Origin of the sequence: Azospirillum sp. B21, from assembly GCF_008364825.1 — a bacterium.
Lineage (GTDB): Bacteria > Pseudomonadota > Alphaproteobacteria > Azospirillales > Azospirillaceae > Azospirillum.
Map to the genome: position 1 here is coordinate 1 of NZ_VTTO01000017.1, position 20,946 is coordinate 20,946.

Annotated in this window: 23 protein-coding genes; 4 read left to right on the forward strand and 19 right to left on the reverse strand. The window is 60.8% G+C overall.

Features of this window, described 5'->3' with window-relative positions:
* Positions 1-455: 455 nt before the first annotated feature.
* The 19 genes from FZ983_RS27075 to FZ983_RS27160 form a co-directional block, all read right to left on the reverse strand.
* A complete protein-coding gene (locus FZ983_RS27075; RefSeq protein WP_149227247.1) occupies positions 456-893 on the reverse strand; it encodes a DUF29 domain-containing protein in 438 nt (145 codons plus the stop codon).
* Positions 894-1,023: 130 nt separating this feature from the next.
* Entirely contained in the window at positions 1,024-1,674 is a 651-nt protein-coding gene (locus tag FZ983_RS27080; RefSeq protein ID WP_149227249.1) for a hypothetical protein, read from the reverse strand.
* 84 nt (positions 1,675-1,758) lie between these two features.
* Positions 1,759-1,995 (reverse strand): hypothetical protein, encoded by a 237-nt coding sequence (locus tag FZ983_RS27085; RefSeq protein WP_149227251.1) that lies wholly within the window; start codon positions 1,993-1,995, stop codon positions 1,759-1,761.
* Positions 1,996-2,145: 150 nt separating this feature from the next.
* Positions 2,146-3,261: a toprim domain-containing protein gene (locus FZ983_RS27090; RefSeq protein WP_149227253.1), complete on the reverse strand. Its 1,116-nt coding sequence runs from the start codon at positions 3,259-3,261 to the stop codon at positions 2,146-2,148.
* A gap of 141 nt (positions 3,262-3,402) precedes the next feature.
* Positions 3,403-3,921, reverse strand: a complete 519-nt coding sequence (locus tag FZ983_RS27095) for an RNase H family protein (RefSeq protein ID WP_149227255.1) — start codon at positions 3,919-3,921, stop codon at positions 3,403-3,405.
* Positions 3,922-4,029: 108 nt separating this feature from the next.
* On the reverse strand, positions 4,030-5,028 hold the full coding sequence (locus tag FZ983_RS27100; protein WP_149227257.1) for a hypothetical protein: 999 nt from the start codon (positions 5,026-5,028) through the stop codon (positions 4,030-4,032).
* Positions 5,029-5,082: 54 nt separating this feature from the next.
* Positions 5,083-7,095, reverse strand: a complete 2,013-nt coding sequence (locus tag FZ983_RS27105) for a VWA domain-containing protein (protein ID WP_149227259.1) — start codon at positions 7,093-7,095, stop codon at positions 5,083-5,085.
* Between the two features lie 60 nt (positions 7,096-7,155).
* Positions 7,156-8,544: a DUF3150 domain-containing protein gene (locus tag FZ983_RS27110; protein WP_149227261.1), complete on the reverse strand. Its 1,389-nt coding sequence runs from the start codon at positions 8,542-8,544 to the stop codon at positions 7,156-7,158.
* A gap of 194 nt (positions 8,545-8,738) precedes the next feature.
* Complete coding sequence (locus FZ983_RS27115; protein WP_149227263.1) at positions 8,739-9,026, reverse strand: hypothetical protein; 288 nt, start codon at positions 9,024-9,026, stop codon at positions 8,739-8,741.
* A 79-nt stretch (positions 9,027-9,105) separates the two neighbouring features.
* Positions 9,106-9,930 carry a hypothetical protein gene (locus FZ983_RS27120; protein WP_149227265.1) on the reverse strand — a complete coding sequence of 275 codons (825 nt, stop codon included), beginning with the start codon at positions 9,928-9,930 and terminating at the stop codon, positions 9,106-9,108.
* The gene (locus FZ983_RS27125) at positions 9,923-10,966 is read right to left on the reverse strand and encodes an AAA family ATPase (protein ID WP_149227267.1); all 1,044 of its coding nucleotides are present in this window, start codon (positions 10,964-10,966) and stop codon (positions 9,923-9,925) included. The genes FZ983_RS27120 and FZ983_RS27125 overlap by 8 nt, the downstream gene beginning before the upstream one ends.
* Before the next feature lie 98 nt (positions 10,967-11,064).
* Entirely contained in the window at positions 11,065-12,018 is a 954-nt protein-coding gene (locus FZ983_RS27130; protein ID WP_149227269.1) for a lambda-exonuclease family protein, read from the reverse strand.
* A gap of 123 nt (positions 12,019-12,141) precedes the next feature.
* Entirely contained in the window at positions 12,142-12,825 is a 684-nt protein-coding gene (locus FZ983_RS27135; RefSeq protein WP_149227271.1) for a hypothetical protein, read from the reverse strand.
* A 14-nt stretch (positions 12,826-12,839) separates the two neighbouring features.
* A complete protein-coding gene (locus tag FZ983_RS34350) occupies positions 12,840-13,016 on the reverse strand; it encodes a hypothetical protein (protein ID WP_188092534.1) in 177 nt (58 codons plus the stop codon).
* A gap of 193 nt (positions 13,017-13,209) precedes the next feature.
* The gene (locus tag FZ983_RS27140; protein WP_149227273.1) at positions 13,210-13,425 is read right to left on the reverse strand and encodes a hypothetical protein; all 216 of its coding nucleotides are present in this window, start codon (positions 13,423-13,425) and stop codon (positions 13,210-13,212) included.
* Between the two features lie 60 nt (positions 13,426-13,485).
* The gene (locus tag FZ983_RS27145; protein WP_149227275.1) at positions 13,486-13,719 is read right to left on the reverse strand and encodes a hypothetical protein; all 234 of its coding nucleotides are present in this window, start codon (positions 13,717-13,719) and stop codon (positions 13,486-13,488) included.
* 11 nt (positions 13,720-13,730) lie between these two features.
* Positions 13,731-15,317: a phage recombination protein Bet gene (gene bet, locus FZ983_RS27150; protein WP_149227277.1), complete on the reverse strand. Its 1,587-nt coding sequence runs from the start codon at positions 15,315-15,317 to the stop codon at positions 13,731-13,733.
* Between the two features lie 121 nt (positions 15,318-15,438).
* Positions 15,439-16,308 (reverse strand): single-stranded DNA-binding protein, encoded by an 870-nt coding sequence (locus FZ983_RS27155; RefSeq protein WP_188092535.1) that lies wholly within the window; start codon positions 16,306-16,308, stop codon positions 15,439-15,441.
* An 89-nt stretch (positions 16,309-16,397) separates the two neighbouring features.
* On the reverse strand, positions 16,398-16,595 hold the full coding sequence (locus FZ983_RS27160) for a hypothetical protein (RefSeq protein WP_149227281.1): 198 nt from the start codon (positions 16,593-16,595) through the stop codon (positions 16,398-16,400).
* Positions 16,596-17,189: 594 nt separating this feature from the next.
* On the opposite strand from FZ983_RS27160, the gene FZ983_RS27165 reads away from it, so the two are divergent.
* The 4 genes from FZ983_RS27165 (at position 17,190) to FZ983_RS27180 (ending at position 20,750) form a co-directional block, all read left to right on the forward strand.
* Positions 17,190-17,954, forward strand: coding sequence for a hypothetical protein (locus FZ983_RS27165; RefSeq protein ID WP_149227283.1), 765 nt, complete (start codon positions 17,190-17,192; stop codon positions 17,952-17,954).
* A 165-nt stretch (positions 17,955-18,119) separates the two neighbouring features.
* The gene (locus tag FZ983_RS34355; protein ID WP_188092536.1) at positions 18,120-18,713 is read left to right on the forward strand and encodes a thermonuclease family protein; all 594 of its coding nucleotides are present in this window, start codon (positions 18,120-18,122) and stop codon (positions 18,711-18,713) included.
* Between the two features lie 38 nt (positions 18,714-18,751).
* Entirely contained in the window at positions 18,752-20,179 is a 1,428-nt protein-coding gene (locus FZ983_RS27175) for an ATP-binding domain-containing protein (protein ID WP_188092537.1), read from the forward strand.
* A gap of 37 nt (positions 20,180-20,216) precedes the next feature.
* Positions 20,217-20,750, forward strand: coding sequence for a hypothetical protein (locus FZ983_RS27180; RefSeq protein ID WP_149227289.1), 534 nt, complete (start codon positions 20,217-20,219; stop codon positions 20,748-20,750).
* Positions 20,751-20,946: the final 196 nt, after the last annotated feature.

The window sequence follows — 20,946 nt, forward strand, 5'->3', positions numbered from 1 at the left end:
CTGCCGGCCCGGCCGGTCGGCCGCCGCGGTCGTGGAGATCGAGACGCGCGCCGGCACCAGGCCGGTCAGCGCGCCGTCAGCGCCGACCGGCTGAAGGATCACTGCCGGCCCGGCCGGTCAGCCGCTGCGGTCGTGGAGATCGAGACGCGCGCCGGCACCAGGCCGGCCAGCCCGCCGCCGGCGGCCGGCAGTGTTGGCTGCCGGGCCGTCGCTGACGGCTCCAGACGAGACCAAAAAAAAGCCCAACCGCTTGATGCGGTTGGGCGTGAGGCAGAGTATCTCGCATTTGCATTTCACTGGGAATGCTCTCAGGGCACGATCCGGAGCAAACTACCTGTGATTCCGACTGCAGAGCAGCCGGTGGGCGTAGCTGGACGCCAATGGTAAGCGCCGTTGTCGGCGTTGTTGTCATTTCATAATCATGTTCCCAGGGCTCGTGCACCCAGGGATAGCTTTTAAACCGGATCGCCCGGCCAGAAGCTGGGATCCATCATCTGCTCGAATGTCCAAGGGCAGGCTTCCGGAAAGGTCGATTCAGGAAGATCCGTCTCACCTGCAGCCGTAATGACTGCTTTGACATATGCCTCCTGGATGGCCTCACGAAGCTTGGCCTTCAGGCTTGGATTATCCTGCAGATGGCTGGTCAGATCAACGCGTTGAACCCTGATCGTTGAGGTCCAACTCCTTCCGCGTCGGTCGGGTTGGAACTGCCACTTCAGAAGATGGAGAAGCAACACACTCAAGCGGTTGACGAGTTCCCGCTTCTCGCTGCGACCCATGCTCTCGATCTCCTCGGCAATATGCTCGATGTCGGCAGCCGAGAGTTTTCCGGCACGCAATAGAGCCGCCTGCTCGTTTGCCCAAGCATAGAAGTCAGTATCGTAGAGGTTCATGGTGATCCTCCTCTGTTCCGCACGCGGATGCCGCCCGATTCCGTGAGCGACACAGCGACGGCGTCATGGGTCTGAATGTTCTCTATGTGCTCACTTGGAACATTTCAACCCATAAACGCCCCCTCGGCACTCATCCGCCAAACATTGTCAGTTGGCGCCCCTGTGCAAGGTCATGCCAACCGGTAACTGAAATCTGATTACATACGTCTCCTCGGTCGAGTGTTCGGTATTTCATCCACTGAACGAACTCGGTGGCGCTGCGCAGATCGAAGGTCCATGAAAGACTTTCAAGCGCAGAGCCTTCACCGGAAGCCGGCCTACGCCTTTCCGGAGGCCGCACACGACAGAGATCTTCCAGACGCTGCCGGTCATGGTTGTTCATCTCCCTCACGTTTTCAGTGTGCAGGAGAACCGATGCGGTCAGGGCCGTTGGCATGGATGCCAAGTCACTGAAGAGCGTAGAGTTGGCCAACGTCCGACGGTGCGCACTGATATAGTTCTCCGCTCTGGTGCTGCGGTTTTGCCACTTTAGGCCGCCGCCTTCGCAGATGGCTGCCCGACAGACAACGCTTCGCATTACCTCCCATTCCATTCCCGCGCCGAGTGGATACCAGTCGCGGGCAATTCTCTTGTCCATATCGATGATGTTGCTCGATCCCCCGAGTTCCAGGAGGATGAAATGATCGTGGTAGATCAGAGCCTCGCGAGCTCCTCTGCACCCGATCAATATCTCCGCCGGATAGCGGATCGCGCGCGATGCGAATGCAACTTGTGACGACATTTCGCGGTTCCCCTTGTTTGGCCGGGGGAAACGCACCCCTGCCGGGGAGACGCCTCCCCGCCAGGGTTGATCAATTACTTGTGCTTATTGGATCCAATCAGCGACGGCGTAGCTACCGCCAATCCCGCAGACGCTCGCAGGCCTCGCCCGCAGTGCCCATAGGAATGTCGACAGCCGCAGTTTCCGCTGCCAAAAGAGCATCGCCAGTCGCCCCAGATAGCTCCAGGTGAGCGGCTCGATTTGCTCCGGATCGCGGCCGGTCGCATCGGTCGCGCAGTGCCACAGCTCTTGCAAATGACACAAACAGCAGAACTTGGTCATTGATGGTCTCCTTATGTGTGGATAGGGAGAAGCCATGTAGATCTACATGGCTTCGGCCCTTGTGTTGGTTTTGATGGTCGGTCTCATTGGTGGCAGATCGCCGCCCCCGACAGCCAAAGCTGCTGGTCGCAGTAAGACTGCCCCACTCATTCAGGCGACATGTTTCTGCAGGATTTCGGGAACCGAAAACCCGGCAGTCCCGAACTCCTTCCAGATGTCGTTGAAATCGACTCCCTTCCCGCCGGCGGGGATGTGCTCGGCCGGATAGCGGATCTGAACATGGACCTGTGCCATCAGCCGCAAACGAAGCTTGCGAGCCGATAGCTGACCCGTGTTCGACCGATCAAGGTCGGCCCAGATCACCAGCGCCTCCACACCGTCAGGCGGCACGAACTGCTCGAGCAAGACCGCAGTGGTCGCTGCCCAGCAAGTCATACCGGTTCCGGCGGTTACAGACCTGGCGTTTTCCCATCCCTCCGCAATGCCAAGCACCGAGGTGGCGGGGCCTATCCTGATCGCTCCGCCGCGAACGTCGCGGGAGGACCGATACCTCATCATTTTTTTGTTTTCGTACACCGGCGCCGGCATCCCGTCCTTCGTGATGTAGGTCCGGTGCAGCGTGCAAGCCACGCCGGCGGCGTCCGAAAAGATCGCGATGATGGCTGGCCAGCGGGTGTACTGCTTCGACTTCTCGTCGAAATGCACAAGCGCCGGATGAAACCGGTATGTCGCAAGGTCTATCTCGCCAACGGGCAGTGCCCGTCGTGCGAAATACAGCCTGGCGGCTTCAGCTCTTGGATCATCCAGAGGCAGTGACTCGCTCAGTACCCTCTGCAGCATGACCCGGCACTCTTCGTCGTCGCGCTGGCGCTTTTCCTCAGCCGTTGGATCAGGCGTCGGCGCCGGCACGGCGACATTGCGTGCCTGGTTGCCTCCTTCGAGACCGAGCACTGCTGCCACCTCTTCACAGGCTTCCCAGAGCTCCCAGCCGTTGTACCAGCGCAGGATCTCCAGCCCGTCTTTAAAGCCGAGCCCACCCCACGAATTGCGGCAGGTGTTGCACACCCCGCCTCCCGTTTGGAGGGCATCCTTATAGAACCGAAATCCATCCCGACCATGCTGGCTTGCGTGCTTCGGGCATTCGATCCTGGTCCTGCCGGGCTCCTTCAGAGCGTCGGCGAGCTTTGGTGCCAGTTTCGCCAGGATTTGACCCCAGCGATTGGTCGCAGCTCGACGCACCATTTCAGCATCGATGTTCTTCGCCATCGTTTTGCCTCGTTGTTTGGGGGTTCAAAGCAGAGCGGAGAGTGGTTGCCCACTCCGCCGATCACCTCACCGCGGGCGTTCACACAGCTGACCGAGGGAATGGCATCTAGCCCTGTCCCTCAGCTTTGCGCTGCTCAACGGTCACGCTGCGATCACGTCCAGGATCAGGGCGTCGAGCGCTGTCACTTTTGCCAGCGCAGCACGGGCCTCCTTGTCGCACCACGCTTGCATGGCACTGTCAGAGTCCTGCTTGCCGGTGTGGCCACCTACATGATCGAGGACCAGCCTCAAGCCCTTGGATCGCAACACTGCGTGCAGGCGTTCACAGAGCCGCCTTTCCTGCAGCCGGCTCGAGCTGATCAGCCGAGATCCGTTCAGAGCCTGGATCGCATTCAGAGAATCGGTGCGGGCGACGATGGTATCTCCTTCGCCCAGCCCCAATTCACGAATGGCGATTCCAAGCCCATGACAAAGAGCTGCAAGCTCCGCATGGTTGTTGTCGGAGAGCGTGTCTGGAAAAACGCCGCTCGTGAGGACCGGCGAACTGCCGGACTGTATCCAGCAGGCCCAGCCGGCGCGCCGATACCTTTCGTCAAACGACGCGTCGGCAACAAGGCGCACCTGTCGACCACCATTGCGTCGAGGTAAGGCATCCTTCATGGCAATAATCCTCTCGTTCGCCCGCCCAGGGAGCGGTCGATTGGGGTTGATCAAATTGTCGTTTCTTTTAATCAGGCAGCCGCGCGGTCGGCGGAGCGTGGATCATGCTTAAGCCCGACGACGCGCCTTCACACCGCCGGCCTTTCCGCTGTTCGCAGCGGCGAGCGACGGATATGCGCCAGCAGGCAAGGGTGGAGGAACAAGCCCAGCCAGGGATTGCGCGGGTTGCCGGCGACGGGCCTCTAACGGTGTCGCACTAGGATCTGCCACGAATGGAACATCATCCCTATCGGCATGATCTATCCGCTCCTCAGGCTGTCCATGGCTCTCTTTGCTGTCCCATGCCACCACGTGGTCCGGCCCTTTCCTGCCTTTCGGCTTCTTACCTTTGAGCAGCAGCTCCTGGACTCGCGTTTCGACGAGCTGGAGCGCTCGGTCGCGACGTTGCCGATCGCCATTGCCATCCGTGCGATGACGAATGCGCAAGCCGATATGCTGAGTTCGCAGCAGGTCGACGATGTGGAACACGATCCCAGCTTCCGGAGCGTCCGGAGCCACCGACACTGCGCCCGAAAGCACCTGCAGCGCGTATTCCGACGACGATTGAAGCAGGATGGTATCCCCGGACGTCAGCCCGAGCTGCTCAATGGCGTGCTTGATGCCTTCCGCGGCCGCGGCGACCTCTGCATGGAGCGCGTTGGCCACCTTGCCCTTCAGGATGCCGCCAGGTTCAGACATGGCTCCCTTGGACCGCACGTATGCGCACCAAGCCGCCCGTCCCTTCGAGATGTCGACTGCACCGGAGGTAAACACCGTCGCCAGCATTCCGTCCGGATGGTCGTCGTCAGCCGTCTGCTCCGCCTCTTCCCGCTCGTTGGTCGAGACGACCAAGCTGTTGGAGGAGACGGTTTGCTGACCGGCGGCCGGCGACACCGCGTCCGAGCCTTCACCATCACTAGGGCCGGACTTCAGCATACCCGCCAAAATCCGTTCCATGATGCGGTTCTCAGACTCAAGCACTTCTTTCGTTTTCAGGCTTCTATCGGTGTTCATCTCCCGCACAATGAAGAAGATGCACACCAGAATGAGCAGTACGATGAATTCCATTGCTTCCTCTCAAGAATGAAATCCGGCCTCTTTCGAAGCCGGATCATTGGGGTTTTAGGAAAGCAGCTTTCGTGTAATGTCGAACAATGCGTTGCGTAGGTCACTGAGCTCATTCACGACTGCCCAAGTCTCAAAGAGGCTCCGAACATAGTCGGTCATGATGCCGATCGCAGCGACTTGGATGCCGGACTGCTTCAGACGCTTGAGCATAAGTTCAACCCGATCCTTTTGTTCGGGATCACCGTCCGTCAGTACCAGGATGATCTTGCGCTCCTCCTCTTGCAGCAGAACCTGTTGCGCGGCGTACCAGAGTGCCTCCAGCATCGGAGTGCCTCCATCCGCGGAGACGGATGGAAAGCGACTGACTGCACTTTGGATTTTCTCACCATGGCGGAGCATGGCGAACACCCGCTCCGAGGTCCGCCCCGGAAAGGCGGTCACGGCGGGGTTGACCCCGTCCAGGCCTTCGATCGCCCAGGCCAGCGCGAGGGCGGCCTCGACGGTCAAGGTCATCCGACGATCCATGCTGTACGAACGATCTACCAGTACATGGAACGCAGTGTTCGGTGCTTCTTCGTAAAGTCGGCGACGGAAGACCCGCATGTCGCCCGAGAGCATGCGATGCATGCGACGGGTATCGAGCCGGCTACCGGTCGTTTGGTTGACAATCTCCTCCTGACGCTCGGCCATGAGCAGGCCTTCCAGCCGGTACCGTGCGCCGTGCGCGGTGGTCTTGACGCGACCGAGCATCCTGTCTCCCGCAGCGGGCTGGCTTCCCAGAACGTCTGCTGTGGGTAGGCAGAACTTTTGCTCGCGCGGTGCGGCTGCAGCGGCGGCACCAAGCATCTGCCGTGCATCGGCGAAGGCATCCATGCCGACGATCTCATCAGCTCGGGCCGTGAGGACCTGCTGCAAGACATCAGCACCCCCGGAGCCCGCTCCCTGGCTGGGAGAGGCGCCGGTGGATGAGCTGTCATCGTCGCCAGCAACGTCGCCGTTGCCAGCGTCGCCACCGTCACCGGCAGCATCACCGTCGCTGGCAGCGCCACCGTCACCGGCAGCACCACCGTCCCCGGCAGCACCACCGTCCCCGGCAGCGTCGCCGTCGCCGGCAGCACCACCGTCCCCGGCAGCATCGCCGTCCCCGGCAGTGTCGCCGTCGCCGGCAGCACCACCGTCCCCGGCAGCGTCGCCGTCGCTGGCAGCGTCGCCGTCGCTGGCAGCGTCGCCGTCGCTGGCAGCGTCGCCGTCACCGGCATCGTCACCGTCGCCAGCATCGTCACCGTCGCCAGCATCGTCACCGTCGCCAGCATCGTCACCGTCGTCACCGGGATTCCCACTGCCGTTGCCAGAGCTGGGCGGAGGATTGCGGCGCTCCTCTTCCTTCTTCTGCTCCTCCTGAAGCATCCGCAGGATGTCATCGGTCAGGATGAGAGCTTCACGTGTGCTGCAGATGTTCTTGACGCGAGCCATCAGCCCGTGGAGGCGAGTGACAGCACCTGCCGGAAACATCTGTCGCAGGATCGGTTCTTCACGATCGGCCAACGCTGCCAGAGCACTATGCCCCAGGACGTCAGCTCGAAGGCGATGCAGAAGATAGGAACTCATGACTTGTGCCGGTCTGTTCTCGCTGGTCGCGGCAGAAACCCGGCCTTGGGCCGCCCAGGTGGCGAACAGTTCACCAATCCGGCGAAGTGTCCCCGGCAGCTCTTCGCCCCCGGCGCGCTCGATCCACACGTCCTCAATCACGTTGAGGATGGTTTGTCGAATCGTGCCATCCGCAGCTGAGAACCAGACCGAGTAGTCCGTGTATCTCTTGTGGAAGGACTCGTGACAGACGATTGCCCACACGAGGATCTTCATGTCAGGGTCAGTTGTATCGAAGCCTTCGATGAAGATGGTTTCTCCGTCACATGCATTACGGTCCCCGCCGATTTGCACCTTCACTCCGAAGGCCTCAGCGGTGAGTACTGCATATAGTGGCAGCGAATTTTCCAGCGCTATACCCCCTTCGCGGGGGGCAGCGCCCATCATCATCGCGGCAGATTTGCGCGCAATCGCGTTCATAGCTCGTCTCGATATTCGGGGTTGAGAGGGGGGCGACCCTTTCCAGGCCGCCCCGCGCTATCAGCGGCTGAAGTTGAAGCCTCGCAGAGGACGCCTGCCCCGGCCTGCGGCTTGAGCCGCTACCGGCACCGGCGGAACCCCTCCGAAGAGATCACCGTCATCGGACGTAATCGCGACGATATCGTCGATTTGGACCGTGTCGGTATCTGCAAGAGAAGCGACGCCATCATCGACGTCGAACCCCGCAGAATTCGCCGCGGCCGCTCCGGCTCTCACCGGACCAGCCACAGGAACCGGCGCCGATAGGATCAAATCCTGCGGCGCGTCTTCATCTTCATCTTCATCTGGCGGCACGAAGCCGACAGCCGGAATGCCGGGCTGCGGCTCGACCTCCGGAGAAGCCGCCTCCAGATCGTCATCGTCCTCCTCGGGAGGAGGCACGAAGACGGGGACGCTTCCCTCACCCGCCTTGTCATCGACGGCCGGCGCTGAACCGGACGCAGAGCCGGCAACCGGGGCAACATCCGACACGGTCGCCAAGAGATCCCCCGTGGTTCCGGCTGTTACGCCGACCCCAAACATGGAATCCTGGACATCCGCGGATACGCCTTGGCGTAGAGCCTGAGCGTGGTTTCGGACCTTCACCGGGTCGGCGAGCATAGTCAGCACGCCGACCATCCAGTGATAGGTGGAACCCTCGATTGGGCCTTTATCCGGTACGCCGGTGATGAACGCGTTGAGATCGTCGAGAACCGGCTTCACGTCACGATCAAGGAACGCGAGCGCTTTCAGCTTGCGCCGAACCGGTTCAATCCGCCTCAGGATGGTGATCTTGATCTTCGGTGGCTTGCCGTCGATCGAATCACGGATTATCTCCCGCACTTCAACCGCCACCTCGTCCAACAAAGTATCGCCCATAGTGGCGACCTCGCTGGCAGCGGTGGCGCTTGCGTCTACGCCCTCGGGCACGGTTATCCCGTAAACCCGGAACCGGAAATGGCAACGAGCTTCCACCTCGTCGACCGGCAGCACTGACCGCCGGATCGCGTCGGCAAACTCGGAGTTTTTCCCGATCCAGTCGTTGACGATGTCGTTGTAGCGGTTGGTGAGATCCCGCAGTGCATCCCGGAAGTCGACTTCGACTTTGCGAAGCTCCACCAGGACACTATCGATGTACTCATTCGGGACGGCATAGCCGCCCATGAACCGCAGTCCTTGCGCCAGAAGGACGCGCTCAGCCCGCTTCACCAGCGTTCCGAACACGGCCAGCTCGCTCGGGTCGATCACGAGCTTCGTGCCGAGACGAGCGACTTGGTCCGGCGGCAGCTTACCGCCGTCGCCGAGCGTTATGTCCTGGGCCTGCAGCTTGACGCCGCCCCGGAACCAGCCGGCTTTCAGCCAGACCATGCTCATGCTCGAAAGGATTTTTTCGTTGTAATGATCGCTCATGCTGTCTCCTCAGCACCGCGAGCGCCGCCATTTCTGGAAGCGCCGCAGTACCTGCTCTCATCGTTCATTGGGGTGATAGGGGGGTATCAGCCGGTCGGTCACCGGCAGTCTTCCTTCCAATCCCGGACAGGATCGGGCCGACAGAGGCGTATGGTTCAGAACACCGTGACATGCGCGCACAAAAGCCGTGAGGCTTACGCCTGGACTCCGTCCGGCACGCATCCGTTGTTCACAACCTGATAGCCCTTGGCTTTCAGCTCCTGGATCATATTTTCGGGTGCACCCTGCCGACCTTCGGCGATCCAGCTCATCCGGTGAGGATTGAAGCCGAAGTGATGCCGTCGGAACAGCCGGTTGACCTTCAGAACACCAGTCGCTGAGAGCGGCGGCTCGACCTGGTACCGGAAGCCCGCCGCCAAATGCAGGGGCCCATAGTTTTCATCCCGCCAGTTCAGCGTGATGATCCTCGCATCGCGACACATCGCGGCTCTCCGTATTTTCGCTTTTTGGGGTGATAGGTGTCGTTGGGCGTCCCGGCTGTGCCGGGACGCGCTTTGCGCATCAGCTGAAGGTGAAGCGCTTCATACGGTTGGGGCGGACGCCCTCGAGACCGGTGGAGATCAGCCCGAGGCTGAGGGCTAGAGGCTTGACGGTGTCTATGTCCGCACCGCCTAGGTCACGGAGCACGCCGAGCTTGTCGGCAAGACGAAGCCCCGTGATCTCGTTTCCAGCGGCATCGGCCGCTGTGACGGTGACGGCTTGACCACCGTGTTTGCGGAACAGCAGGATCCACAAAAGGACGGTCGCCGGTGAACCCTTCGGCACCTCACCATCCCACCGCAGAACTCCGCTTCCGCTATAGCCTGAGAATGCAAAAACGTAGCCGTCTACGACGGGCACGCTCGTTGGCATTCCTCTACGTTCGATCCATCGGAGGTCAAGCCGAGGAGCCAACTGCTCGTTGACTGCCGCGACTTCTTCCATGATGCCTCGTGCCGTAGCCCAGTCTTCAGCTCGCACGCTCCAGAAGAGCGCCGGCGGCTTCATCTCAGTATCCTCAAGCAGCGTGTTGATCGGCACGCCGACCACCATGCCCTCGACGACCGGTGAGATATCAATAGCCAGCCCCTCCGGAGTGAAGCTGCAGTGTCCCACGATCTCGTAGGATTGCTGCATCTGCTCCTTCCATCGCTTGTCAGCTTCATCGCTGGCAGTGGGCATCGACCAGTTTGTCCGGAGCAACGGCCGTCGCGTCAGGATTTCGCCGGTTCGCCCGGTTCGGATCTCGATCGCGTCACCGATGACTGCGATCGCCCAGTCGTTCGATCTACCCGCCAGACGTCCCGTCTGGTGGGTGAATCTGAGCAGGAGGAAGCGGTTAGACATTCGCCGCTCCCAGGGTCCACCAATTGCCGAACACGTCTTTCGCGTGTTCATGGATCGCCTTGCGAACATCCTCATCCAGGCCCTCGGTGAGGGCGAGGTCGAGTGCGCGCGCAAGGCCGCAATGGGTGCCGGTGGCATCCTTCTTATCGGCGTGGATGATGATCCAGCGCACAAAGCGCAGGACCGCACGCTGAGAGAAGGTACAAGCCCATGTGCCGTTCCGGAACTGCTCGCGAACTTTGTTGGCCAGCTTGACCACCATCGGCGCGAGCTCCTCCGGAAACTCTTCGTAGGCCTGCAGGATCACCTGCTCTTCGATATTGGCGGGCAGGTAGTCCAGCCGCCGCTTGACGAAGCGATCAAGTGTCGCGAGGTCGAAGCGGTTGCTGTCCTGGTACATGCCCGATTGGTCACCATACCCGCCGCTATTCCCGGTCATCACGAGACGGAAATACGGATGGGGGCGGATGACTCCCTTGTTTCCGAGCTGAGGAATGACGAGCGGCATGCCTTCGAGGATCGAGTGCAGACCGTGTCTCGCCGCGGGGCGCAGTTTGTCGCCCTCGTTGATGCACAGAATGCCTCCGAACTTCACAGCCAGCGCCAGGGGACCTAGAACCGGCTTGGCACCGTCGTTCGTCATGTGGATCGTGCAGATCCAATCATCCAGCACGCGGTCGCGATCACCAACCACCTCGTAGAAGGGGGCGTTGATCCGAGCTGCGAACTGCTCCGCGAACGAGGTCTTTCCAACGCCGGCATCGCCGAACAGCAGGAAGCCCTCGCCACCGTCGTTCACCTCCCAGAAGGCGCAGAAGTCCTCCAGGAGATCGGCCGGGAAGTGATAGTACGCCTTGATCTGCGGCACACGAAAGTGACCCGGTTTAAACCCGGTCACGGTCGCGCCAGGACGACCGAACACCGAGGTGTCGATGTCCTGCTCGCTGCCGATCAGTTCGAATGCTGTCTCTTCCTTCGCGATCACGCCCGTATGGGCCGCGGGGATGTTGTCCTCAACGCGGGTCATCATCGTCATGATTTGCTCTCTCTCATATTCTTGGGGGTGATAGGGCGAGCGCCCCCGGCCCGGCCAGCTGACCAGGTGAAAGGCGCTCTTGATCTGTTGATGGGACTCTAGGCTGCAGCGGAGTCGATCGCCGTTGCTGAAGCCGGATTGTCTGCGCGCACCGTAATGCGGACCGATTCACTCGGCTTCTCGTACTTCCGGAGGAAGTCGTCCGGCAGCTCGGCGCGAAGTCTCTTCGTATCGAGCCGCATGGACGTTGACGACGTGATATCGACGCCATTGAACGAAGCCCGGGCAAAGTTGCCCTTCAGCTTCACCATCTGCGCCTTGAGCGCTTCCATTTCCGCTTCGTGCCGCGCAACGTCAGCCTTTGCAGCGTCGGCCAGAGCGGATTTCGCCTTGTAGGCTTCGGTCAGGCGGGTCCATTCGGCCACCTCACCGCCGGTCGGTCGGTAGACATCCTGTGAGGGGTCTACCGGCGGCTCATCCGCCTCCAGCAGACGCCGGCTAAAGTCCAGCGCCCGGTCGAGCAGTTGCGCGAGATAGTCATCGTCGCGCTCCACGCGGAAAAGCTTCTGATCGTCGGGGCGCCAGAAGAACAGGAACGCCGCTTGAGCGCCCGTCACCAGCATCTGAAACTGCACCTGCGGAAAGTACCGCCGGTACCCTTCGCTATCCGTGCCAAGGGCAAGCACATCGGCAAACACCGAATCGCTTGGACACTTGATCTCGCACGGATGAGCACCATCCCATCCATCGAGGCTGGCACGAAGGAGCGGGTGCTCCCCGTGTTCGACGCATAAGGGAAGGAGGAATGCTGTCTCCAGCACATCCTCCAAAGCCATCCGGGCGTCGTCCTCATGCTCCCGGCCCCACCGCATAAAGTGGTTCTCCGGTTCACTTGGATTGATGCCCATGCGCTCCCGATAGAGCTGGTTCAGTGTCTGATAACCGACACCCATCAGCACAGCAGCTTGTGAAGCAGACACGACGCCGGCTTCGCCGCGCCACTGCGCCCATTCAGGTGTGTTCTGACGTAGGTCTCTTGCCTTGAAGGTCATAAGCGCCCTCCTGTGCGCTTTCGCGCCAGGCGCAGTCCGCCCTTGCAGGGCGGCACGCGCCCCGGCGGGGGGATCAATAGGAACGCTCGTTTTTCTCGGAACGGCGGGTCCCAATCCCGTGGTTCAATACGGAATCAGATCGTCGTCCAGAATGCCTTCCGACCGGCAGGGACCTTCCGGAGCGTGTTCATCGAAGAACCTCAGCAGGCCGTTGATGGTCTCGAGGCTCGGTAGTACTCCGCGACGCCGCAACTCGCTCTCGAAGGTCTCTTCGCGCCTCCGAGCAGCCCTTGCAGCATTCTCGTAATATTCCCGGCCAGGATCATCAGGGCCTGTGTAGGCCGGATGCCAGTCCCACTCACTTTCACGCTCATCTGCACGGCGTGTGGCCCGAATAGCCTTAAGGTAGTGCCTAAGCACCACTTCATCGGACGCGATTGAGAGTTCTTTTAGGAACGCTTCCTTGCGGATACGTTTCTCCTCCTTCGCGGCCGCGGCAGCTTCTGCATCCTCACGACACTGCAGTTTGTGGAACTCGCCTTCAATAAAGTCGGATATTTCATAGTCGATGTATCCGAGATAGCAGTCTTTCTTCGTTATTGTCTCCAGTCCATTGACGAAGCACTTCAGCACCCAGCTTCCAGAGGTGCGATCAAGAATGATCGACCATGAGAGGTTGGTGCCATCATGCAGCGTCTCTTGACCGGATGCCTGTGCCTCAGGACCAGGCAGGATGGTCATATTGCCAAATCTCCGCGCGAGAAGCGCACGATAGAGCTTGGCCTGGACGACGGTCAGCCGAGTCATGATCATGGCTCCTTTCAGCACTTGTTCGGTGTGGTGACGTTGACGGCGCAGGCCGTCACCGGTGCACTATGGCGCGCTTCGAGATAGGCGCCGCCGACGATGCAGATGCCCACATAGAGCGATCCGATCAGCATCAGGAGACCGAGAAACTCGGCAAGAAACGTCGAGATTTTCCAGTTGCGATTGGTCATGGCTCACCTCGAAGGCGGACCTCACCCCTTGGCGGGGAGGCCCGCCACAATGGGGGTTGATAGCTTTCCAGGGAGCCGCGAGACGATCGTCCCGCAGCGGGGCATTAGCCCCAGATGCAACGCGCGCAGCAGCCGTTCATTCTGCCCGCGCGTGCTGTCCGGAGTTTAGTTCGGTTGCGTGAGTCCAGCTGAATCACACGTAGAAGCGACTGTCGAGCTTGCCGTCCTTCAGGTCGAAGTAGCGCTGCAAGCTCATGCCGTGCTTTTCGCTCGGGCCGTTGTTTCCGCGCGTGAACTGCCGTGCCTTTTTGGCGAGCGGCTTAACCTGAGACTTGTCGCAAACGCCAGCCAAGTGCAGCGCTGCGGCGACCGTCGTGTCGCGATCGTCAGACGTGAAGGTCTTGCTCATGGAATTCTTCTCTCAATTGGGGGTGATAGGGGATGGGCGGTCCTCATGGGACCGCCCGCATCAAATCTTCACGAGATTTTCAAGTGTCTGCTTCGGATCAAAGTCCGAGGCGACGGATATGCGTTCGACGAGGATGGGAAAGTCCGCGGGAAGCGGATGTCCAAGGCCAACGGCCAAAGACACCGCTGCACGCGTCCGCGATTGCCGTTTCCCCTGGTCGGGAATAGCAGCCGCGGCGACGGCAAGCCGGATGATGGCGGGGGGGCGCCCCGCCACGATTTGGCGCATGTTCATGGTGCACCTCATCAACCCGGCGTTACCGACGTCCAGGCGGCGTACAGCTCGGAGAGCGCGTAGCCCAGCCGGTCGGGGTGTTTCGCGTAGGTCTTGTTTGCCCACGAGATAGCCTCGATCCAGACTGCCTCCACGTTGCCCTTCCGGGCGCTCTCGCACGCGGCAGCGACGTTCTGCTTGGTCTTGTCCGGGACCTGCGAGAGGTCGAACTCTGGCAGATGCCCGAACAGCTCCTGGGCAACCTGGTCGCGCGCGCTCGGTGCCGGATCGCTTGGCGGAGTATTCTCCGACATGCTGACTTCCGGCACCTGTCCCGAGGTCCAGGCCGCCTGCAGGAGCGAGAGGGCAAAGCCCAATCGATCCTGGGACTCCCCGTACTTCTCCCGAACCCACGCGACGGCCTGCGCCCATACCTGATCGGTGTTGCCCTGGAGGGCATTCCGGCAGGCCTGGACAACGGTCCGCTTGGTCTTGTCGGGAACCTTCGCTTCGTCAAACTCAGGGATAGTGCCGAACAGGTCCACCGGCTTGGCCGCTTCCCCAGTTGTCACCGTCTCTTCTCGCGTGGCCGTTGGCGCTGGCGCCGATGCCGGTGCTGCTGAAGCTTGCACCGTCGGCTTCACCGAGGGGACGATCCCTTCATCGCGGCAGCGCTTCAGCATGGTGAGTGCATAGCCCACCGTGTTGCTGTCGCCACTGAACCGCTTCAACACCCACTCCGCCGATTGATCCCAGGCAGCCGACACGCCGGCGCGCAGCGCGTTTTCACACGCGGTTGCGATCAGCTTGCGGGTCTGTTCCGGAACTCCGGCGTCGGTGTAGGAAGGAATATTGTCGAAGGGGTTTACCGCTGCTTGGGGCGGCACCGCGGCTCCGACAGAGCGGGTGTAGTCGACATCGTCGATTACACGGCCGCTCATCTCCTCCGCGCAATAGGCGGGCATTTCCTCAGGAAAAGCGAGACGTAGCCCCGCGACAGTTGCGCATTTTGCCAACTGGTCGTGTGCACGCTTAATCCACATCTCCGTAGGAAATTCATTGCCATCTACTGTATAGGTGGTTGCGAACGTCTGACGCCAGTGAACCTTTCCAGGGTACGGGAAGCGTCCGTTCTTCGTCAGACGATAGACCCGGACAACACACCATTCTGGATAAGTAACCGTGACTTGACGCTCGATAGGCTCGTTGGAGTTCCTTCTCTCAAATTTTGCTGTGAAGGTCACGGTCTTGTCAGGGCCGAACTCCGGTTCATCCATACCAGCGAACGAGTCAGTACGGTGCGCGATGGTCAGGAACGAATTGTATCCTTCCCAAACCTGCTCAACATACTCTCTCTTTGCTTTGGACCACATCGGGACAATGTGCACCGGCTTTCGCCAGATGTTGAGGTTATTAGCCTTGCAGTAGGCAAGCGCCAACAGCACTCCATCCAACGTATTCGCCGAAGGATACAGATTGTCGATGAGCAGCTGCCATTGTGCTTCGTTCAGACCATAATGGTCTCGCGCGATGCTTGGCAGCTGCCAACGCGGCTGGCCAGGAACCAACGACGTTCCCGTGTCCTTGTTATCTCCACGCTTTCTCGAATTCGAAGCCATCGTCTGCTCTCCTATGGGGGTGATAGGCTCCCCCCGCGCAGACGCACCTCCCCTACCGGGGATCGCGCCCCGTCGGGGAGATTTGGGATTTTGGAAGAACGTGACCGCTGGAGCGGTGAGTTTAGGCCACCGCTACCGATGGGATGAACGGCGCTTCGCCAACTTCATCATCGTCGGCATCGGGGTCTTGCCGCTCCGAACGCCATGTCCGCGATCGGCCGGCAAGCCCGGTCGAAAGACCAGGATTGCGAGCGAATGGGACCGGCGCACCGCGGTTGGATCCGGCTGAGCGGTCGCAGCCGATGATGCTCCCGCTGAACGGTCGAACAGCCACCTCGGTGACCAGTCCACCATCTGCGCCGACAGGCCGATACTCGACCTGTCCATGCACCACCACAAACGACCCTTTGTCGAGGCTGCCGGTCATGAAGGGGACGAGTGCTTCGTTGCGGCATACTACTGTATGCCACTGAACGCGCTCCTTTTCCCCGTTGGGACCGCCACCCTTGAACCGCTCCGACGTCGCCAAACGCACGACGCAGTTTCGTCCGCCATTTTCAAATTCATGGGCCTTGGGCTTGTTGCCCAATTTGCCTACGAGGACCACCTCGTTCATGCACGATGCGAGGCCCTGCATCGTGCCGGCATCTTCGCCACATCCGATGATCGTCCCGCCAATCGAATGGACGACGATCTCAGACACCCAACGCTCCTTCAATGCCTTGCCGTCAGTATAGGAGCGATGCTCCAGCTGACCGCGCACGAGGACCATCTGCCCGGCCAGGAGGCCATGCTCGAAGAGCGGCAGATATTTGTCGGCGCGGCAGATGACGGTGTGCCACTGAACTCGCTCGCGTGCCTGGTCGTTGGCCGACCAGCGTTCGATGGTGCAAAGCCGCATGAGGCCGATGCGACCACCAATCGCGTCGATTATCATCGGTGGTTCACCGATGAAACCAAGAAGGGTGGCTTGATTGAGACAGTAAGTCATGTTCGCTCCTTCCCTTGAGCGGGCTGGTGAGCGGACGCGCATGCATGCGCTTTCAATGTGATGCTCTCCGTCTGGGGTTGAAGGAAAGATCAGTGCTTCGGCGTGAGTCGCCTCGAAGCGAAAACGTCAGCTTCTGCCAGAATTTTGCTGGCGCTCTTGCATTCAACACCAACCTTCTGAAGGTTGAAGTGAGCTTTGCAATATGACGCTTTTTGCTCAGAGCTGCCCAGACCCACGTAACTGGCCACGATGTTCATGATGGCCAGCATCTTCTGGTCATTTGACATGGCTCATCCTGATCGTTGAGCGACCGGCCAGGAAGAGGGCAAATTTATCCCCAGGACCGGGGATGAAAGCCTCCCCGGCGGGGCATGGTTCATAGGAACGGCGAGGCCGTTCTCACACCACATGACGTTGTTGACGGGGGACGTTCCCCGGGTGTTGCCACCAAGTGGGATCGCAGCATTCGCTACGGTCCCAAGCCAGTGCCCGAGGTGCTGCCTTGGACACTGACCAACGACAACGATCCGTGTGGATCGCGGTCGAGGTATAGGCGGACATTGTGTCTCAACGTCACGCGCCTGTCACCCCCACAATGTGCTCGCTTTTTCGCGGCGTGCTCCCGGCGGAACCAACCCTGCCGACAATACCGCACTTTTTTTTCGCCGTGCTGGCACGCCCGGCGAGCGCGGCTCGACTAAAATCCGGACGTTTCGTGACGAGAGGGCTTTCGCATGCCACCGACCCCAGCAGCTCGCGGCGACGGCCGCGGACAAAACTCCAACCGCGGGCCACGCGGACCGCGACGTCGTGAGAACGAGGCTCAGGACAGAGGTAACAACCGCCGGGCACCGCGCTCGATCGCCGTCGTCGAACTGGAGGTGACCCTTCAGTCCCAGCAAGCCCAGTATGTCCAAGAGCGGGCTCTGTTCCGGGTGATGCGCTCGCTCTATACGATCTCGGTCATCCTGCGACACATCGCCAAACCCAAGGAGGTCGACGATGTTCTCGCGGTGGTGTTCAGCCGAATTGACGAGGTGAAGAAGGCCATCGAAGCCGATCACGCCCGTCTCACCAAGCTGCTGGAGGATTCGGGTGCCGCCTTTAAGCTGAGCTTCACGCGGCCAACCCCTGTAACGGTCCAGATCAGCAGCCCACACGCCCGCCGGTACCTGGAGCTGATCCAGCTTCTCGACAAGCACATGAACCTGGTGGAAGGGTTGTGGCTCTGCGAGCTGCTCAGCGACACGCAGCGGCATGAGGCGCAGGAGGGCTCGACCGGACAGGTGCTGGCGCTTGCGGGGCAGATCAACGAAATCGAGACCCGCGCTCGCGACGCGGCGCGGCGGCAAGGCAAGGAGGAGGACGTCGCGGCCGAACTCGCCGAGACGGCGGCCAGCTCCGCCGCGCCCGATGACAAGGCTGCAGAAACCGCATCCGTTGCAGAGGTTCCGACGGATGGATCGGCCGATGCTCCGGTCGATGATGCAGTCGCCACCGACCCTGTTTCGGAACAGGTTGTCGTGACGGAAATGCCGGCGTCGACGGTCGCTCGAGCGACGCTGGCGAATGCGCACGATGAGCCGGACGTGACCGCAACCGCGGGTGATGCTCCTGTGAGGACCGCCGCCAAGACCGCCGCATAATCCCATTGACAGGCACCGTCAGAGGCAGTTAGTGTCGGAGCTGGGGTTGATAGGAAGCATCGTTCATGCTCTCCTCTCGTGGTGAAGGCGGCCATTGGCCGCCTTTGCTATTTTCAGCGTTCGCATTTGCGCCTGACGGTCGGCCATTTACCGCTGAGCCAGCCCATGCAGCGCCTGATCAAGACCTTCGTCGCCTGTCTGATTGCTGTCCTCACCAAGCCGGCCGCCGCTGACCCGCATCAGTGGACACGTGGTGAGTTTATCACCGCTGAAGTTCAGCGCGTCCTGGACGGCGACACCATTGAGGTGAACCACAGCGGCGCTCGAGTCCACATACGGCTCTACGGCATCGATGCTCCAGAAAACGACCAATCCTGCCTCGACGGTCAGGGAGCGGCCTTCGAGTGCGGTCGCGCGGCTACGCGTCACCTGGCTGAACTGATCGGTGGCCGTGAGCGTCCCTGCCCCTACGCGAATATGCATGGAATCTGCCTCACTGGCTCAGTGCTCACCGAGTGCGAGATCCGTGACGTGGATACTCGCCACCGTCCTCACCGTCCGGTCGGCCTCTGCCGCGTGGGCCCGATCGACCTCTCCGCTCGGATGGTATCGGAGGGATGGGCGTATCCGTACGAATCCTTCAGCCGCGACTATGTCGCCTTGGGTGCGGTTGCCCGTTTGACCGGACGCGGATTTTGGGCCGGTCGTTTCGACGACCCAGCTCAGTTCCGGCGCAAGCGCGCAGCGCCCAACCGCTAATCTCCCCTTCCCTTTCGAACCGCGGGTATTTGAGACACATGGGAAAGCACCAGCCCACCCAGGAGATGCGCGCAATTATCGAGGCCGCTCGACGCCGTGAATCAGCTAAAGCCAATGCGTTTGCCGGGGCTGGCAAGACCGAGCTTCTGGTGCTGTCTTCGGAAGCCCTTGGCCCCGGCGGACTCTACAACGCTTTCAACACTGCGATGCGCACCGATGCCGAACGTCGCTTCAACTCCGCGCATGTCCTCTGCCTCACCTCTCATGGCATAGCATTTCGGGCCATGGAGATGGCCCGGTTCCAGAAAAGGATCACGAAGCGCATCCCACCGCGAACGGCGGCACAACGGCTAGGCTTCGGCTCTGACATCGCAGCAGCAAAGCTCGGGCACCTCGTCCTGCGGACAGTCGACCGGTATTGCCAGTCGCTTGACCGTACGATCCTGCCTCACCATGCCGCCGCCGCCGGCGCCGTCGAGGAAACCGAGAAGATCGCGGCGCTGGCCCAGGACCTCTGGTCACAGATCACCGCACAGAAGGGTGACTGTCCGATCCTCCATGACTACTACGTCAAGATGTTCCACCTTTCTGATCGGCCCCTGCCTGGCCGGCCCCGCTACGTCTTTTATGACGAAGCCCAAGACGGCTCCGCGGTGATGGTTGATGCGATCCAGCGGCAAGGCATCCCGACCATTTGGTGTGGCGATCGGCACCAGCAGCTCTATCGCTTCCGTGGAGCGGTCAACGCGATGCGCCAGATCACCGCGCCAGAATATCCACTCACCCAGAGCTGGAGGTTCGGAGCAACGATCGCCGAGGCCGCCAACCGCGTCCTCGCTCGTAAAATCGACTTCCCCGATCAGCGCCTGGTCGGAAACCCCGCTCGAGCAAGCCGTGTCGTTATCGGCACCATCATGCGTCCGCATACCTGTCTCTGCCGCACCAACGCCGGTCTATTTGCAGAGGCAATTACCAGCGAGCATCCCTTTCACGTCGTTGGCGGTCTTGACGAGATCATGAAGCTCGTCCAGGGCGCCTATTCTCTTTGGTCGGACGGCAAGCCCCAGCGCCACATCGAGGAACTCGCTCAATTCGACAGTTGGCAGGAGCTGAAGGACTATTGCGAGGCGGTCGATGCGGTTGAGTTGCGTTTCCTTGCCCGATTGGTTGAGGGCCACGGCCATGACATTCCGGACCTGCTCACCGATCTAAAGGAACGACACACCGACGAACAGAAAGCGTTCTTGGTGCTCAGCAGCATCCACAAGTCCAAAGGGCGGCAGTGGCCCGCAGTTCGCTTGGCCGCCGACTTCAAAGAGGTCGATGACCGGATAAAGCAAGAAGATCCTGATACATACGACGATGAGCTGAACCTGCTTTATGTGGCGCTCACCAGAGCTCAGGACCTCCTGGTGGTCAACGCCGTTCTTTACGCCTTCCTTACGGAGCCGGCCGTTGCCGCATAGAACCCCCCCTTACCACCGAACCTATGGAGCCCTGTCGATGCGTCTGAGGATTGAAATCGTACGCTCTGTCGTAATCGGCATGCCTGCCGGTTGGTGGAAGCACGTGACGAGTGTCGACCTGTCGAAGCGTGACGGTCATGCGTTCGAGGGGGCGTTCCTCGATTCCGGCGCGCACGATCTTCCGATCGGTGCCGTGCTTGTGGAGAAGGCGCCTGCCGGGACGATTACCCAGCCGGTCTATACTGGTACGGCTTACGTCTTGCAGCCAAACGGAACGCTCCTTGCGCAGAAAAAAGTCGCAAACTGGACCCGCGACTTCCTTCAGCTGCGCGAGGCAGTCAGTATGGCATTGGTGACCGCTCGCCACCTGTCAGCGAACCTCTTAGTTGAAGCTTCCTCGCACCAGAAGCAATCGACGCCCCATCCGAGCCAGGGCGTTTCATGCTTCAGTTTAGAGGCCGTCACCGATGAAGTTCTTGTGGCCGAGATGAGGCGGCGGCCAGACGTTTGGCGTCTCTTTTCCGATATGGAACTTGTCGAGGTTATGGAGGCCAGAGGATACCGGCTTTGACGGGCCTTTGGCGGACGAGCAGCTTTCATCCTGGCTGGGAAACCACAGGCTTGTCATTTTAAGTGGTTTCCAGATCGGGTCGGGATGTACCGGCGCATTTACTGAATGCGCAAAATTTTTGCCGACCGGCCGGTGGCCGGGTTGGTGCTGATCGGCGCCGCGCCGCCGGCGGGCTGCAGCTCGACCAGCAGCAGGA